General features: G+C 58.6%; 16 protein-coding genes. 9 read left to right on the top strand and 7 right to left on the bottom strand.

Translation table 11 applies throughout. The features are described from left to right. Positions 1-15: 15 nt before the first annotated feature. From BDE40_RS09905 to BDE40_RS09875, 7 genes are all read left to right on the top strand, one after another. Positions 16-777 carry a class I SAM-dependent methyltransferase gene (locus tag BDE40_RS09905; RefSeq protein WP_134014402.1) on the top strand — a complete coding sequence of 254 codons (762 nt, stop codon included), beginning with the start codon at positions 16-18 and terminating at the stop codon, positions 775-777. Between the two features lie 292 nt (positions 778-1,069). Next, a complete protein-coding gene (locus BDE40_RS09900; protein ID WP_073142547.1) occupies positions 1,070-1,630 on the top strand; it encodes a F0F1 ATP synthase subunit delta in 561 nt (186 codons plus the stop codon). Between the two features lies 1 nt (position 1,631). Further along, the gene (gene atpA / locus BDE40_RS09895) at positions 1,632-3,170 is read left to right on the top strand and encodes a F0F1 ATP synthase subunit alpha (RefSeq protein WP_134014401.1); all 1,539 of its coding nucleotides are present in this window, start codon (positions 1,632-1,634) and stop codon (positions 3,168-3,170) included. A 15-nt stretch (positions 3,171-3,185) separates the two neighbouring features. Further along, entirely contained in the window at positions 3,186-4,058 is an 873-nt protein-coding gene (locus BDE40_RS09890; RefSeq protein WP_121021998.1) for a F0F1 ATP synthase subunit gamma, read from the top strand. Between the two features lie 18 nt (positions 4,059-4,076). Further along, positions 4,077-5,501 (top strand): F0F1 ATP synthase subunit beta, encoded by a 1,425-nt coding sequence (gene atpD, locus BDE40_RS09885; RefSeq protein WP_134014400.1) that lies wholly within the window; start codon positions 4,077-4,079, stop codon positions 5,499-5,501. A gap of 18 nt (positions 5,502-5,519) precedes the next feature. Further along, positions 5,520-5,909: a F0F1 ATP synthase subunit epsilon gene (locus tag BDE40_RS09880; RefSeq protein WP_134014399.1), complete on the top strand. Its 390-nt coding sequence runs from the start codon at positions 5,520-5,522 to the stop codon at positions 5,907-5,909. 156 nt (positions 5,910-6,065) lie between these two features. Further along, complete coding sequence (locus tag BDE40_RS09875) at positions 6,066-6,416, top strand: H-type lectin domain-containing protein (protein WP_134014398.1); 351 nt, start codon at positions 6,066-6,068, stop codon at positions 6,414-6,416. A gap of 93 nt (positions 6,417-6,509) precedes the next feature. On the opposite strand, the gene BDE40_RS09870 is transcribed toward BDE40_RS09875, so the two are convergent. Beyond that, positions 6,510-7,526 carry a ribose-phosphate pyrophosphokinase gene (locus BDE40_RS09870; protein ID WP_134014397.1) on the bottom strand — a complete coding sequence of 339 codons (1,017 nt, stop codon included), beginning with the start codon at positions 7,524-7,526 and terminating at the stop codon, positions 6,510-6,512. Positions 7,527-7,643: 117 nt separating this feature from the next. Between BDE40_RS09870 and BDE40_RS09865 the strand changes: the two genes are divergently transcribed. Both BDE40_RS09865 and BDE40_RS09860 read left to right on the top strand, forming a co-directional pair. Further along, entirely contained in the window at positions 7,644-8,240 is a 597-nt protein-coding gene (locus BDE40_RS09865; protein ID WP_134014396.1) for a 2-hydroxychromene-2-carboxylate isomerase, read from the top strand. Beyond that, a complete protein-coding gene (locus BDE40_RS09860; RefSeq protein WP_134014395.1) occupies positions 8,241-8,972 on the top strand; it encodes an alpha/beta fold hydrolase in 732 nt (243 codons plus the stop codon). Here the strand turns inward: BDE40_RS09860 and BDE40_RS09855 are convergent. The 6 genes from BDE40_RS09855 to BDE40_RS09830 form a co-directional block, all read right to left on the bottom strand. After that, entirely contained in the window at positions 8,969-10,021 is a 1,053-nt protein-coding gene (locus BDE40_RS09855) for a threonine aldolase family protein (protein WP_134014394.1), read from the bottom strand. The two genes, BDE40_RS09860 and BDE40_RS09855, sit on opposite strands and share 4 nt — an antisense overlap. Before the next feature lies 1 nt (position 10,022). After that, a complete protein-coding gene (locus BDE40_RS09850; RefSeq protein WP_134014393.1) occupies positions 10,023-10,490 on the bottom strand; it encodes a YcgN family cysteine cluster protein in 468 nt (155 codons plus the stop codon). Next, positions 10,487-11,419, bottom strand: coding sequence for a bifunctional riboflavin kinase/FAD synthetase (locus BDE40_RS09845; protein WP_134014392.1), 933 nt, complete (start codon positions 11,417-11,419; stop codon positions 10,487-10,489). The genes BDE40_RS09850 and BDE40_RS09845 overlap by 4 nt, the downstream gene beginning before the upstream one ends. Positions 11,420-11,457: 38 nt before the next feature. Then, positions 11,458-11,916, bottom strand: coding sequence for a MaoC family dehydratase (locus BDE40_RS09840; protein ID WP_073142572.1), 459 nt, complete (start codon positions 11,914-11,916; stop codon positions 11,458-11,460). Between the two features lie 83 nt (positions 11,917-11,999). Continuing rightward, positions 12,000-12,872: a TIGR01459 family HAD-type hydrolase gene (locus BDE40_RS09835; protein ID WP_134014391.1), complete on the bottom strand. Its 873-nt coding sequence runs from the start codon at positions 12,870-12,872 to the stop codon at positions 12,000-12,002. Between the two features lie 109 nt (positions 12,873-12,981). Then, entirely contained in the window at positions 12,982-13,899 is a 918-nt protein-coding gene (locus BDE40_RS09830; RefSeq protein ID WP_134014390.1) for a manganese-dependent inorganic pyrophosphatase, read from the bottom strand. Between the last annotated feature and the right edge of the window lie 44 nt (positions 13,900-13,943).

Here is a 13,943-nt window from a genome sequence, read left to right as displayed (position 1 = left end):
CGCTAGGGGCTGTTTATGCATCTCGATGTTCAGGATTTGAAGAAGTTTTACTACCGCACGGGGCTGGGCCGCGTTGCGCAACGCGCGGTGCGTGATCAGGTGTGTGCGCTGTGGCCCGATACCAAGGGGCAAACAGTGGCGGGCTACGGCTTCGCGGTGCCTTTGCTGCGCCCGTTCATTGGCGAAGCCCGCCGCGTTGTGGCCCTCATGCCCGGCCCTCAGGGGGTTATGCACTGGCCTGCGGGGCAGGATAACATGTCCGTGCTCTGCGAAGAGGCGCTCTGGCCGCTGGAGACCGGACAGGTCGATAAGCTGGTGGTTTTGCACGGGCTGGAGACCACGGAGAATCCGACCGCTTTGCTGGATGAGTGTTTCCGGGTCCTTGGCCCCGGAGGTCGGGCTGTTTTTGTGGTGCCGAACCGTGCGGGACTGTGGTCGAGTCGGGATGCAACGCCGTTCGGCTTCGGGCGCCCCTATTCACTGACGCAACTCGAAGTGCAGCTGAAGCGCCATTCTTTCACGCCTGAAAGCCATCGCGCGGCGCTGTTTTCACCTCCCAGCCAGCGTAAGGTCTGGTTGAAATGGGCGAGCACGTTCGAGCGGTACGGGCGTAAAATGTCGAGCTATTACGCCGGTGGCGTGTTAATCGTTGAAGCCAGCAAACAAGTTTATGCGCCGAAGAAGCGGGGGGTGGCCGTCGATGTAAGGGCACCTTTGCGAATATTAGAAGGCGCTGCGAATCCTGTCGCGGGGCGCGATTTGGCCGGTTCGAACTGAACGCGCGTTAAGGTGACTCGAAGCCGGAATCAGCCAAAAACTTGACATAAGTGCTCACTTATTGCGGCTTCAATCGGTCGCACCCAGAGGTGGAATTGGTTGAACCCCAATAAAAGAAGGGAAACGGGTCTCATACTTATGCACTATTATATTATCCTTCCCTGTTGCGGTAAGCACCCCGCTTTGCTAGATCACCACTGATTTTGAAGGCTGCGAGGTTCGCGGCCTTTCTTGCAACGGTCGGTCTGGACATTCGCTAAAGTTCACCGACCCCGTTACCGGAAGGGTGGACGTGTCCGAACCAGTCTCGATCTCCACAGGCATCGCCGGGCGCTATGCGACCGCCGTGTTTGAACTGGCCAAGGAAGGCAAGAAGCTGAAGGCGTTGGAAACCGACGTCGACACGCTGGATGCCGCATTGGCCGAAAGTGCTGATTTCCGCGATTTGATCGCATCGCCGCTTTACTCGCGAGAGCAGCAGGCGAATGCGGTCGCGGCGATTGCCAAGAAAATGAAGTTGTCGCCAACGATGGCCAACACGCTGAGCGTGATGGCTGGCAAGCGCCGCCTCTTCGTTCTGCCGCAGTTGGTCACCGCGCTGCGCGGGCTGATCGCCGACGAAAAGGGCGAAATTACCGCTGATGTCACCGCCGCCAAGGCGCTGACCAAGGCGCAACAGGACAAACTTGCCAAGACGCTGACCGCGACTGTGGGCAAAGATGTGAAAATCAATATGGCCGTCGATGAAAGTCTCATTGGCGGTCTTGTCGTAAAAGTGGGTTCCAAGATGATCGACACCTCGATCCGCTCGAAACTCGCTTCCCTCCAGAATTCCATGAAAGAGGTCGGATAAAATGGCGATCCAAGCTGCAGAAATTTCTGCGATCCTGAAAGACCAGATCAAGAACTTCGGCAAAGAAATCGAAGTTGCTGAAGTCGGTCGCGTATTGAGCGTCGGTGACGGTATTGCCCGCGTTTATGGTCTCGACAATTGCCAAGCTGGCGAAATGGTCGAATTCCCCGGCGGCATTCAAGGCATGGCCTTGAACCTCGAAAGCGACAACGTCGGTGTTGTTATCTTCGGGTCCGACAGCCAAATCAAAGAGGGCGACGTTGTAAAACGGACGAACTCCATCGTGGACGTTCCGGTTGGTGACGAGCTGCTGGGACGCGTTGTTGACGGTCTGGGCAACCCGATCGACGGCAAGGGTCCGATCAAAACCAAAAAGCGCGCCGTTGCCGAGCAAAAAGCTCCGGGCATCATCCCGCGTAAATCGGTTCACGAGCCAATGGCCACCGGCCTGAAGTCTGTGGACGCGATGATCCCTGTTGGCCGTGGCCAGCGCGAGCTGATCATTGGTGACCGTCAGATTGGTAAAACAGCCATCGCACTGGATACCATCCTGAACCAGAAATCCTACAACGACGCCGCAGGCGACGACGAGGGCAAGAAGCTCTATTGCGTTTATGTGGCTATCGGTCAGAAGCGCTCCACAGTGGCGCAGCTGGTTAAGAAGCTCGAAGAGTCCGGCGCGATCGAATATTCGATCGTTGTTGCTGCGACCGCTTCCGATCCTGCTCCTATGCAGTTCTTGGCGCCCTACGCCGCGACGACAATGGCCGAGCACTTCCGCGACAATGGCCGCCACGCCCTGATCATCTATGATGACTTGACCAAACAGGCCGTGTCTTACCGTCAGATGTCGCTGCTGCTGCGTCGTCCACCAGGACGTGAAGCTTATCCAGGTGACGTTTTCTATCTTCACTCCCGCCTGCTGGAGCGGTCCTGTAAGCTGAACGAAGACAATGGTTCCGGCTCCCTGACGGCTTTGCCGATCATTGAGACCCAAGGTGGTGACGTGTCCGCGTTTATTCCGACCAACGTGATTTCGATCACCGACGGTCAGATCTTCCTCGAAACCGAATTGTTCTACCAAGGTATCCGTCCTGCGGTGAATACTGGTCTTTCGGTGTCTCGCGTTGGCTCGTCCGCCCAGACAAACTCGATGAAGTCTGTTGCTGGTCCGGTTAAGCTGGAGCTTGCTCAGTACCGCGAGATGGCAGCGTTTGCTCAGTTCGGCTCCGACTTGGATGCCGCAACCCAGCAGTTGCTGAACCGTGGTGCGCGCCTGACCGAGCTGATGAAACAGCCTCAGTACTCGCCGCTTACCAACGCTGAAATCGTTTGCGTGATCTATGCAGGCACGAAAGGCTACCTCGACAAGATCGCCGTCTCTGACGTTGGTCGCTTCGAGGCTGGTTTGTTGTCGCACCTGCGTGGCAAGGGCAAAGCGGTTCTGGACATGATCACCAAGGATGACCCGAAAATTAAGGGTGATGCCGAGGCCGCCGTTAAGGCCGAGATCGACGCGTTCGCAGCTGACTTCGCATAAGGGGGGCTTAGGCAGATGCCAAACCTCAAGGTTCTAAAAAATCGGATCGCGTCGGTCAAATCGACCCGCAAGATCACGAAGGCGATGCAAATGGTCGCCGCCGCGAAACTGCGCCGTGCGCAGGAAGCGGCGGAGGCTGGCCGCCCCTACGCTGAACGGTTTAACGCCGTTATGGCGCAGTTGGCCGGTGGCGTGTCTGGCGACAGTGGCCCCAAGCTGCTGGTCGGCAATGGCTCCAATCAAACGCATCTGTTGGTTGTCATGACCGCAGAACGCGGCTTGTGCGGTGGCTTTAACGGCAACATCGCCAAGCTGGCCCGTGTGGCTGCAAACAAACTGCTGGCTGAAGGCAAGACTGTGAAAATTCTCACCGTTGGCAAGAAAGGTCGCGAGGCGCTGAAACGCGAGCTTGGGTCCCATTTCATTGGCCATGTCGACTTGTCAGAAGTTAAAAAGCTTGGCTATGACAACGCGGCGACGATTGCTCAGGATTTGCTGACACGCTTTGATGCTGGCGAATTTGACGTGGCGAAGATCTTCTACTCGACCTTCCAGTCCGTCATCAGCCAGACCCCGACCGAGCAGCAGATCATTCCCGCCGACTTCAGCCACGTTGAAGTAGGCGAGCAAAGCACGGTCTATGACTACGAGCCCGGCGAGGAAGCCATATTGGCCGACTTGCTGCCGCGCGCAGTTGCCACGCAAATCTTCTCGGCCCTTTTGGAAAATGGCGCCTCGGAGCAGGGTGCACGGATGTCCGCAATGGACAACGCGACCCGCAACGCAGGCGATATGATCGACAAACTGACCATCCAGTACAACCGGTCACGTCAGGCTGTCATTACCAACGAGCTTATCGAAATCATTTCGGGCGCGGAAGCGCTCTAGACCCCGGAGAACCTCAACATGGCCAATGTTAAAGGCAAAATTACACAGGTTATCGGCGCGGTCGTCGACGTCCATTTCGACGATGACCTGCCTGCGATCCTCAACGCGCTGACAACAGACAACAACGGCAAGACGCTGGTGTTGGAAGTTGCGCAGCACCTTGGCGAAAACACCGTTCGTGCGATTGCTATGGACGCCACCGAAGGTTTGGTGCGCGGTCAGGAAGTGATCAACACCGAAGGTCAGATCACTGTTCCGGTGGGCCCGGGTACGCTGGGTCGCATCCTGAACGTCACCGGCGATCCGGTGGACGAGCAGGGCCCGGTTAAAGCAACCAACCGCCGCCCGATCCATGGCGACGCGCCTGCGTTCGAAGACCAGTCCACGGCGACTGAAATTCTGGTAACAGGCATCAAGGTTATCGACCTGCTGGCCCCTTATACGAAGGGCGGCAAAATTGGCCTCTTCGGCGGTGCTGGTGTGGGTAAAACGGTTCTGATCATGGAGCTGATCAACAACATCGCGAAGGTGCACTCCGGTGTGTCCGTGTTCGCGGGTGTTGGCGAGCGGACCCGTGAAGGCAATGACCTTTACCACGAGATGATCGAATCCGGCGTTATCGTTCCAGACAACCTCGAAGAGTCGAAAATTGCGCTGGTCTACGGCCAGATGAACGAGCCTCCAGGTGCGCGTATGCGGATCGCTTTGACCGGTCTGTCCCTGGCAGAGCAGTTCCGCGATGACACCGGCTCCGACGTTCTGTTCTTCGTGGACAACATCTTCCGCTTTACACAAGCGGGCTCCGAGGTGTCGGCGCTTCTGGGTCGTATCCCGTCCGCTGTGGGCTACCAGCCAACGCTGGCCACCGACATGGGCGCGATGCAGGAACGTATCGCCTCCACGAAAGCGGGCTCCATTACGTCTGTGCAAGCCGTGTATGTTCCTGCGGATGACCTTACTGACCCTGCACCTGCAACATCCTTTGCCCACCTTGACGCGACAACGGTTCTTGACCGTGCGATCTCGGAAAAAGGCATCTACCCTGCGGTTGACCCGCTCGACTCCACGTCGCGCCTGATGGACCCTGCCGTTGTTGGCGAGGAGCACTACGGTGTTGCTCGTAGCGTGCAAGGCATCCTGCAGCGCTACAAGTCCCTGCAAGACATCATCGCCATCCTTGGCATGGACGAATTGTCAGAGGACGACAAACTGGCTGTGGCCCGTGCCCGTAAGATCGAGCGCTTCCTGTCGCAACCGTTTGACGTGGCAAAAGTGTTCACCGGGTCCGACGGTAAGCAGGTTCCTTTGGAAGACACGATCGCGTCGTTCAAGGCAGTTGTCGCTGGCGAATACGATCACCTTCCGGAAGGTGCCTTCTACATGGTTGGCGGCATCGACGAAGTGATCGCCAAAGCCGAGAAAATGGCTGCTGACGCAGCCTAAGTTCAAGGAGGCCATCACATGGCTGAGATGATGCAATTCGATCTGGTCTCGCCCGAGCGGCGGCTGACCTCCGTGCAGGCCTCCGAGGTGCAAATCCCCGGGGCCGAGGGTGACTTTACCGCGATGGCGCTGCACGCGCCGGTGATCACCACCCTGCGCCCCGGCGTGCTGAAGGTTGTGACGGCGTCCGGCACCGAGGAGTATCTGGTGACGGGCGGTTTCGCCGAAGTGGGTGCTGCCGGCACGTCTGTGTTGGCGGAACGTGCTTTTGCCAAAGCGGATGTCACACCTGAACTGTTGGAGGATCTCATCAAAGAGGCGAACCTGCAGCGTGATGCAAGTAATACGGATATGGCGGCGAAATATGCCGATGATCTGGTTGCAGCAAGCACCCAGATTTCGGGCTAGTTTCCGGTAGTCACGCGCCTATTGCGCAACGCGTTTAAAGAAAGCCCCGCTTGGTCGGGGCTTTTTTTTAAGTTACCCATAGGCAGGGCTTACATTAGGGGAACTGCCATAGTGTCGCCGAAGTTCACGAGTATCACCACCGCGTAAGGGTAATTTATGCAACGACTAACCAGCAATAATGTTGGAATCACGCAAGGCTCCCGCGTCTTGTTTTCGGATTTCATCGATGACGGTCCGATGTGGACCGGAACCGGTCCTCGCGAGCACCGGTTTAAGGTGGAATTTGCCGAAAGATACGCGGCCGTGCCCAATGTGATGGTGTCGATTGCGATGTGGGATAGCGATACCAAGACCAACCAGCGGATGGATATCGCCGCAGAGAACGTCTCGGAGACCGGATTTGACCTGGTGTTCCGGACATGGGGTGACAGTCGTGTGGCGCGCGTGCGCGCCAACTGGATGGTCGTCGGGCCATTGCCCAACGAGGACGATTGGGAGCTGTACTAAGCTGCCCGAGTTGTGCCTTCGGCGCTTGAAGCTTTGATGGGGGCGTTGCCCCCAAACCCCCAAGGTATTTTTGAAGCAATGATAGGGACAGCGTTAGCTGCTGGGATAAAGGCTTTCGTAGATCGGCTCCAGCGTTTCGTTGTCGAACAGGGACGAGACGGACATGCCGCCCGAGATGTTCAGGATCGCTTGCGCAAACATCGGTGCCGTTGGCACGATGCGGATATTCTTGCAGGCTTTGACCTCTTTGGTGGGCTGGATGCTATCGGTGATCACCAGGCTTTTCATCACCGAATTGGTAATGCGTTCGACGGCGGGGCCGGAGAGGACACCATGGGTGATGTAGCTATGGACCTCGGTGGCACCGGCCTCCATCAGGACCTCGGCGGCCTTGCACAAGGTGCCAGCGGTATCGCAGATGTCATCGACGATGATGCAGCGCTTGCCTTCGACGTTCCCGATGACGGTCATTTCTGCAATTTCGCCCGCCTTTTCGCGGCGCTTGTCGACGATCGACAGTGGGGCTTTGATGCGTTGCGCCAGCTCTCGGGCGCGGGCCACACCGCCCACATCAGGTGAGACGACCATGACGTCGTCCATGTCCTTGAAGTGGTGCAGGATATCCAATGCGAAAATCGGGGAGGCGTAGAGGTTGTCCACCGGCAAATCGAAGAAGCCTTGGATTTGGGCGGCGTGCAGGTCCATGGTCAAGACCCGCTCCACACCGGCTTCGGCGATCAGGTTGGCGACGAGTTTGGCGGAGATAGGGGTGCGGGCCTTGGTGCGGCGGTCCTGACGGGCATAGCCGAAATAGGGGATCACGGCCGTGATGCGTTGCGCCGAAGAGCGACGGAGCGCGTCGGTCATGATCAGCAGCTCCATCAGGTTGTCATTGGCCGGGTTGGAGGTGGACTGGATGATAAACATATCCTCGCCACGGACGTTCTCGAACACCTCGACGAAGATTTCGCCATCGTTGAACCGCTCGACCCTTGTATCAATAGGTTTGACGACCTGACCGCGATGCATCGACATGCGCTTGGCAATGGATGTGGCAAGCGGCTTGTTCGAATTACCCGCGATGAGTTTAGGATCGGTGTTTACTGGCATGTAGTGTCCCCGTTTGGCAGCTATCACGGACCTGTGTTCCCCAACCGGACCGCGTTGCGCACCCCGTAACACCCGACTAGGATTCGCGCAAAGGTTTAACCCCGAGAGGACGTCCATATGCCACATATAGACTATTATTTCGCGACACTGTCTCCCTACACCTACATGGCGGGTACGCGTCTGGAGGAGGTGGTCGCGAAACATGGCGCGACGATCACCTACAAGCCGCTGGACATCATGGCACTGTTTGCCCGCACAGGCGGCACGCCACCCCCGCAGCGTCACCCCAACCGCCAGGAATGGCGGCTTCAGGAAATGCGCCGCACGGCCAAGAAGCTGGAACTCCCAATCAATCTGAAACCCGCATATTGGCCGGTCAATCCTGCGCCGTCCTCCTATGCGATTATTGCGGCTCAAGCTGCGGGCGGTGATGTCGGCGCTTTGGTGCATGCGTTCACCCGTGCCTGCTGGGCCGAGGATCGCGACATCGCGGAGGATTCTGTTGTGCGCGACGTGCTGGAGAAATCTGGCTTCGACCCTGCGCTGGCAGACAAGGGTTTGCTGGCCGGAGCGGAGCAATATGGCCGCAATCTGGAGGATGCCGTGTTGGCGGGCGTCTTCGGCGCGCCGACATACATTACCGACGGGGATGAACGCTTCTGGGGACAAGACAAGATCGACGATCTGGACCTGCACCTGTCGGGCAAGCTGTAAGTGTCAGACGCACTGTTTTTGCATGGCATGCTCGCCGACGGGCGGGTGTGGCGGTCGGTGACCGCGCATCTTCCTGAGTTGAAGTGCCGGACAATGGACCTGCCGGGGCATGGTGGTGCGGTCGCGTGGAATGGCGGGGACTATCAAAGCCAGGCGTTTGAGATGGCGCAGTCCCTGTGCGACGCTCCTTTGCATCTGGTGGGGCACTCGTTCGGCGCATCTGTCGCGTTAAGGTTGGCTGTGGAGCGGCCTGACTTGATGCGCAGCCTGACGCTTGTGGACCCTGTCTTCTTCTACGCGGCGAAGCAGGCGGATCCGGCTCTGTTTGACCAATACGCTCAGCGCGCTGGCCCCGTGATGCAGGCCATTGAAAAAAAGGACCAGCTGCACGCGGCAGAGTTGTTCCTTGACGATTGGGGTGTTGAGGGCGGCTGGGCGATGATGCCGCCGCCCGCCCGCGCCGCGATTGCTGATCGGATGCCGCTTATCGGTGTCACTGCGGCGAGCCTTATCGAGGATACCGGACGGATCTGGCCGCGGCTGCGGGATGTGACCTGTCCGGTTCTGATTGTCTCCGGCGGAAAGTCCGAACCCGTCATGCCGGGCATTGTGCAAGGGCTGGAGGCGCAGATTGAAAACTGCACCAGTGTTGTGTTCGAGGATGCAGGTCACATGATCCCTGTCACCCATGGCCCGCAACTGGCAGCGCAGATTACGGCGCTTACAACCTAGCCGCGCAGCAGGGCGAGCAACTGGTCGATCTCTGTGTCGGGCTTCGACCAGTCGCACACGAAGCGGCAGCGGATCAGATCGTCATCGGGGCCGTCAAGCGGGGCGTCAGCGGGGAACAGGTAGTATTTCGCACCAGCTTGGATTGCGCGGCGATGTGCGGCGCGGGGCAGGAGAGCAAAGACCATATTGGCAGCCGGCGCGTCGGGGATTTCAGCCCCGTTGATGGCTTCCAACCCTTTAACCAACCGCGCGCAATTGGCGTTGGCTTTTGCGCCAAGTTCCAGCCAGAGGTCGTTGCTCAGATAGGCCTCCATCTGCGCCGACAGATAGCGGTGCTTGGAGAACAGATGCGCGCCGCGTTTGCGACGCAACTCGAATTCCCATGCCTTTTCGGGGTCGAAGAAGATCACAGCCTCGACGCCTGCGCAGCCGTTCTTGGTGCCGCCGAAGGACACCATGTCGATGCCCGCCCTCCATGTCATCTCGGCGGCGGTGCAGCCGAGTGCTGCGCAGGCATTGGCAAAGCGCGCACCGTCAAGATGGGTTTTGAGACCGTATTCTTTGGCGATGGTGGTGATCTTGGCGATTTCCTCCAAGCTGTAGAGCGTGCCAACTTCGGTGGCTTGGGTGATGGTCACGGGGCCACGCTGGACGCTATGCACATCTTTTTGGCCGGTGCCGATAATCACTTGGCGCAGCGCATCGGGGTCCATCTTGGCCCCCGCGCCCTCTACCAAAGTCAGCTTCGCGCCATTTGCGTAAAATTCCGGCGCGCCGCATTCGTCCTCTTCGACATGGGCCACACGGTGGGCGAAGATCGTGTCCCAAGGGTTGGTGTAGGTGGCCAGGGCCAGCGCGTTTGCAGCGGTTCCTGTGGCCACGAGGTAGACGGTGGCGTCGGGCGCTTCGAATGTGGCGCGGATATTGTCGCGCACGCGGGCCATGATTGTGTCGTTGCCATACGGCATCTCGTAGCCGGTGTTGGCTTTCACGATGGCGTCCAGCACGCTGGGGTGCATCGGGCCTGCATTGTCGGAGGCAAAGTTCATGTCATTGGTCCTCGATTATGTAGTTTTCCCATTCGTCCTCTGACACTTCGAATTCCGGCACGGTCCAGCCTTGCACGGAAATACCAGCATCATGGACGGTTTGGGCGGTGCCCGAAATCAGCGGGTGCCAGTCGTACAATGCCTTGCCCTCGTTGAGCAGCCGATAGGCGCAGGTGGGAGGCATCCAGTAGCCGATTTCGTCGATATTCTTCGGAGTCAGGACCACGCAGTCGGGCACGAATTGTTTGCGGATGTCATATTGCGCACAGCGGCAGGTGTCGCCGTCCAGCAGGCGGCAGGCGACGCGGGTGAAGGCAATCTCGAACGTGTCTTCGTCTTCAAGCTTGTTCAGGCAGCAGCGCCCGCACCCATCGCACAGCGCCTCCCATTCCTTCGGGGCCATGTTCTTCAACGGGACTTTTTCCCAGAACTTGTGGCGCAACCCGTCGCGCTCGATCGGGTCTTTCATAGCGCGGCCAGAATGGCGCGCGCGCGGTCGCAATCTGCATCCATTTGGGTGATCAACGAGTCGAGGCTGTCAAACTTCTCTTCGCCGCGCAGGTATTCGACCAAGGCCACCGACAGCGTCTCGCCATAGAGGTCGCCTTTGAAGTCGAACAGGAAGCTTTCACAATTGGGCCGGTTTACACCGAACATCGGGCGCACCCCGATCGATGCGGCCCCGTGATAGTTTCCTTTGTGCGGCCCTGTCAGCACGTCCACCAGCACGGCGTAGACGCCAAACTTTGGCGGATGCAGGCGGTCAATCGACATGTTCGCAGTGGGGTAGCCCAGTTCGCGGCCCCGTTGGTCGCCTTGGATCACTTCGCCCTCGATGCGGTGCCAATGGCTGAGCATTCCGGCGGCGTCACGGGGACGGCCTTCGGACAGCGCCGTGCGGATATTGGTCGAGGATACCTGCGCTGTGTCCTGCGTCACCAACTCGGCAATGGTCACGCCGAACCCGTATGTCTCGCCAAATGCCTTGAGCATCTCCACATTGCCCCCGCGCCCTTTGCCAAAGCAGAAATCGGCACCGACAACGACATGTTTCAGGCCAAGGCCTTTGGCGATCACGTCACTGGCGAATTCCTCGGCGGTCAGGCTCGACAAGGTGGTGTTGAAGTTCAACTGGTACAGTCGCTCGACACCCAGCTTTTCAAGGCGGTTGGCTTTGGCCTCGGCGTTCATCAGGCGGAAGGGCGGGGCGTCCTTGGCGAAAAACTCGCGTGGATGCGGCTCGAACGTCACGATACCCAATGGTGCGTCGGGGACCGCTTGGCGCGCAATGTCGATTACCGCGCGGTGGCCAATATGAACCCCGTCGAAATTGCCAATGGCCGCGGTCGCCCCACGGTCCTCTGGTCGCACAAACTGGTAGTCTCGGATAATCCTCATGGCGTTTGGGTAAACGCCGTGGGGCAGGGGTGCAAGGGCTAGTCGAACTTGCGCGAGGGGGCCAAAACCACGGCCTCGCCTTTCAGCACGTTTTTGCCATCCACTTCGCAGCGGGTGTGCATAGTCACGCGACGTTTGGCGTGGTCGATCTCGGTCACTTCGACCTCGGCCATGACCATGTCACCGGGGCGCACGGGGGCAAGAAACTTCAGCGACTGGCCCAGATAGACCGTGCCGTGGCCGGGCAATTGCTCGCCAATCACGGCAGAGATCAGGCCAGCGGTCAGCATTCCGTGTGCGATGCGGCCTTCAAAGATGGTGTCTTGGGCGTAGTCATCGTCCAGATGCACCGGATTGTGGTCGGTCGAGACCTCAGCAAACAACTCGATGTCGCGGTCGGTCACCTGTTTGCGCAGATGCCGCTTCATGCCGATTTCAATATCCTCGATGCAGATGGTGCCGCGGGGAAGGTTGTCTGTGCGATGAACGTCGAGCATGGCGCGTAACTTTCAAACAAGTGAATGGACAGGTTTGAAATATAATTACTTTGCACTTGCAGCAAAGTCCAGCTTTTTTTGCCCTAACGCAGGTAGCCAATAGTATAGGTTGGCGACGACATTTCCGTTTCCAAATAGGCTTTTAGGGCCTCCGGATCAGGCTGGTGCGTGGTTTTCGTCTCGGCGGCTGCAAGACCACCGGAGATGAACAGGGAATCAATATCCTCCCCCATCGCACCACGGATATCCGTCAACACGCCGTCGCCGATGCATAAAATCCGGTCATCCGGAACGGCCTGTCCCAATGCCGCAAGCCTGCGGCGGGCAAGGTCATAGATCGGTGGATGCGGCTTGCCGAAATACAGGCTTTCGCCGCCCATCTCGGTGTAAAGCTTGGCCAAAGCCCCGGCGCACCATTCGCGGGTTTCGCCGCGATCCACCACGATATCGGGGTTCGCGCAAAGAAGCTTGAGGCCCTTTTGCTTGGCGTAAAGAAATTCCGGTCGCATGACGTCAGGATCTGCCAGCGGATCGAAAGGGCCGCAACAAATGATGCCTTCGGCCTCTTCCAGCGGCACCTGTTCAATCGCGACAGGGTTTTCGACGATTTCCAACGGATCAAAGAAGGTCTGATCATGCGGTTGGCCAATGAAATAGACCTTAGAGCCGACCGCGCCGTTGAACATCGCAAACCGTGCGCTGTCGCCGGAGGTGGCGATGGCGTCCCAGCTGTCCTCGGCCACGCCGATTTTGCCAAGCTGCAAAGCGACAGAGCCGCGGTGGCGCGGGGCGTTGGTGACGAAGATTACCTTGCCGCCTTTGGCGCGGTAAGTCTGCATTGCCGTGACGGCCTCGGCAAAGGGTTCCAGCCCGTTATGGATGCATCCCCAAAGGTCCACGAACAGCGCGTCGTAGCGGTCGGATATTTCGGACAGGTGGGTGATGATCTGGGACATTTTGGCCTCGAAATTGGGTGTCGGATACCTGTCGGCTTTCCGTCGGACTTCTGTCGGGCACCGCAGGTCGTAAATTGCAGCGCCCGATAGTGGTTGTGTGGAGGCGGGATCAGACCTTCAGGGAGGGAATGATCTGCTTCTTGCGGCTCATGATACCGGGCAGCACGACCGTGTTGCCAGTGACATTCGCGCCGAATGACTTTTCCGCCACGCGCTTGGACAAGTCGTTGGGGATCAGCATCGTGGCTTCTTCGTTCAGGATATCCACGACGAAGAGCAAAACCTCGTTCACTTTGTCTTCACCGGCGACGGCTGGCATCGCTTCCATGATTTCAGCTGTCCGGTCCAGAACCATCTTGGGGCTGGTTGTTTCCAGCACCGAGACGCGGAACTTCACGCCTTCGACCTCGTATTCCTTGCTGTCCATGCGCAGCAATTCGGCCGCCGAAAACGCGGAGACGTCGGATTTCGCCGCAAACAGCTCGGAGGCGTATTCGGCGATGTTGATGCCCAACTCGCCCGCCAGTTTTTCCGCCAAGGCGCGGTCGGTATCGGTGGTGGTCGGGGAGCGGAACTCCAGCGTGTCCGACAAGATGCAAGACAGCATTGCGCCTTTGATGTTTTCCGGCATGCAACCGGCGTGCTTGCCCATCAGGTCGTGCATGATGGTGGCGGTGCAGGCCAGCGGGCGGATGGTGATTTCGATCGGGCCAGCCGTTTCCAGGCCGCCAACCAGCTTGTGGTGGTCGATGATGCCTTGGACGTCTGCGCCGTTGATGTTGGCGGGCAGCTCGGCAGGGTTGTTGGTGTCCACGATCACGCATGGCTGGCCATCGGCGACGTTGTCGATGATTTCCGGCTTGGCCAGATTCCAGCGCTCCAGCATGAAGGCGGCTTCGGTGTTCGGCTCGCCCAGCAGCTTGGCAGAGGCGTCAGTGCCAGTGTGGTTCAGGAACCATTCCCAGATCAGCGGCGATCCGGTGCTGTCGGTGTCGGGGGATTTGTGGCCAAAAACAAAAGTCGTCATTGCGGGAGTGTCCTCGTGATATGTGCAGTCTTTGCGGGCCTTAT

It is taken from the genome of Litoreibacter halocynthiae, assembly GCF_004365635.1.
In the GTDB taxonomy this organism is placed as follows: Bacteria; Pseudomonadota; Alphaproteobacteria; order Rhodobacterales; family Rhodobacteraceae; genus Litoreibacter; species Litoreibacter halocynthiae.
The sequence above is the reverse complement of the archived record's forward strand: the minus strand, read 5'-3'. Positions and strand labels throughout refer to the sequence as shown.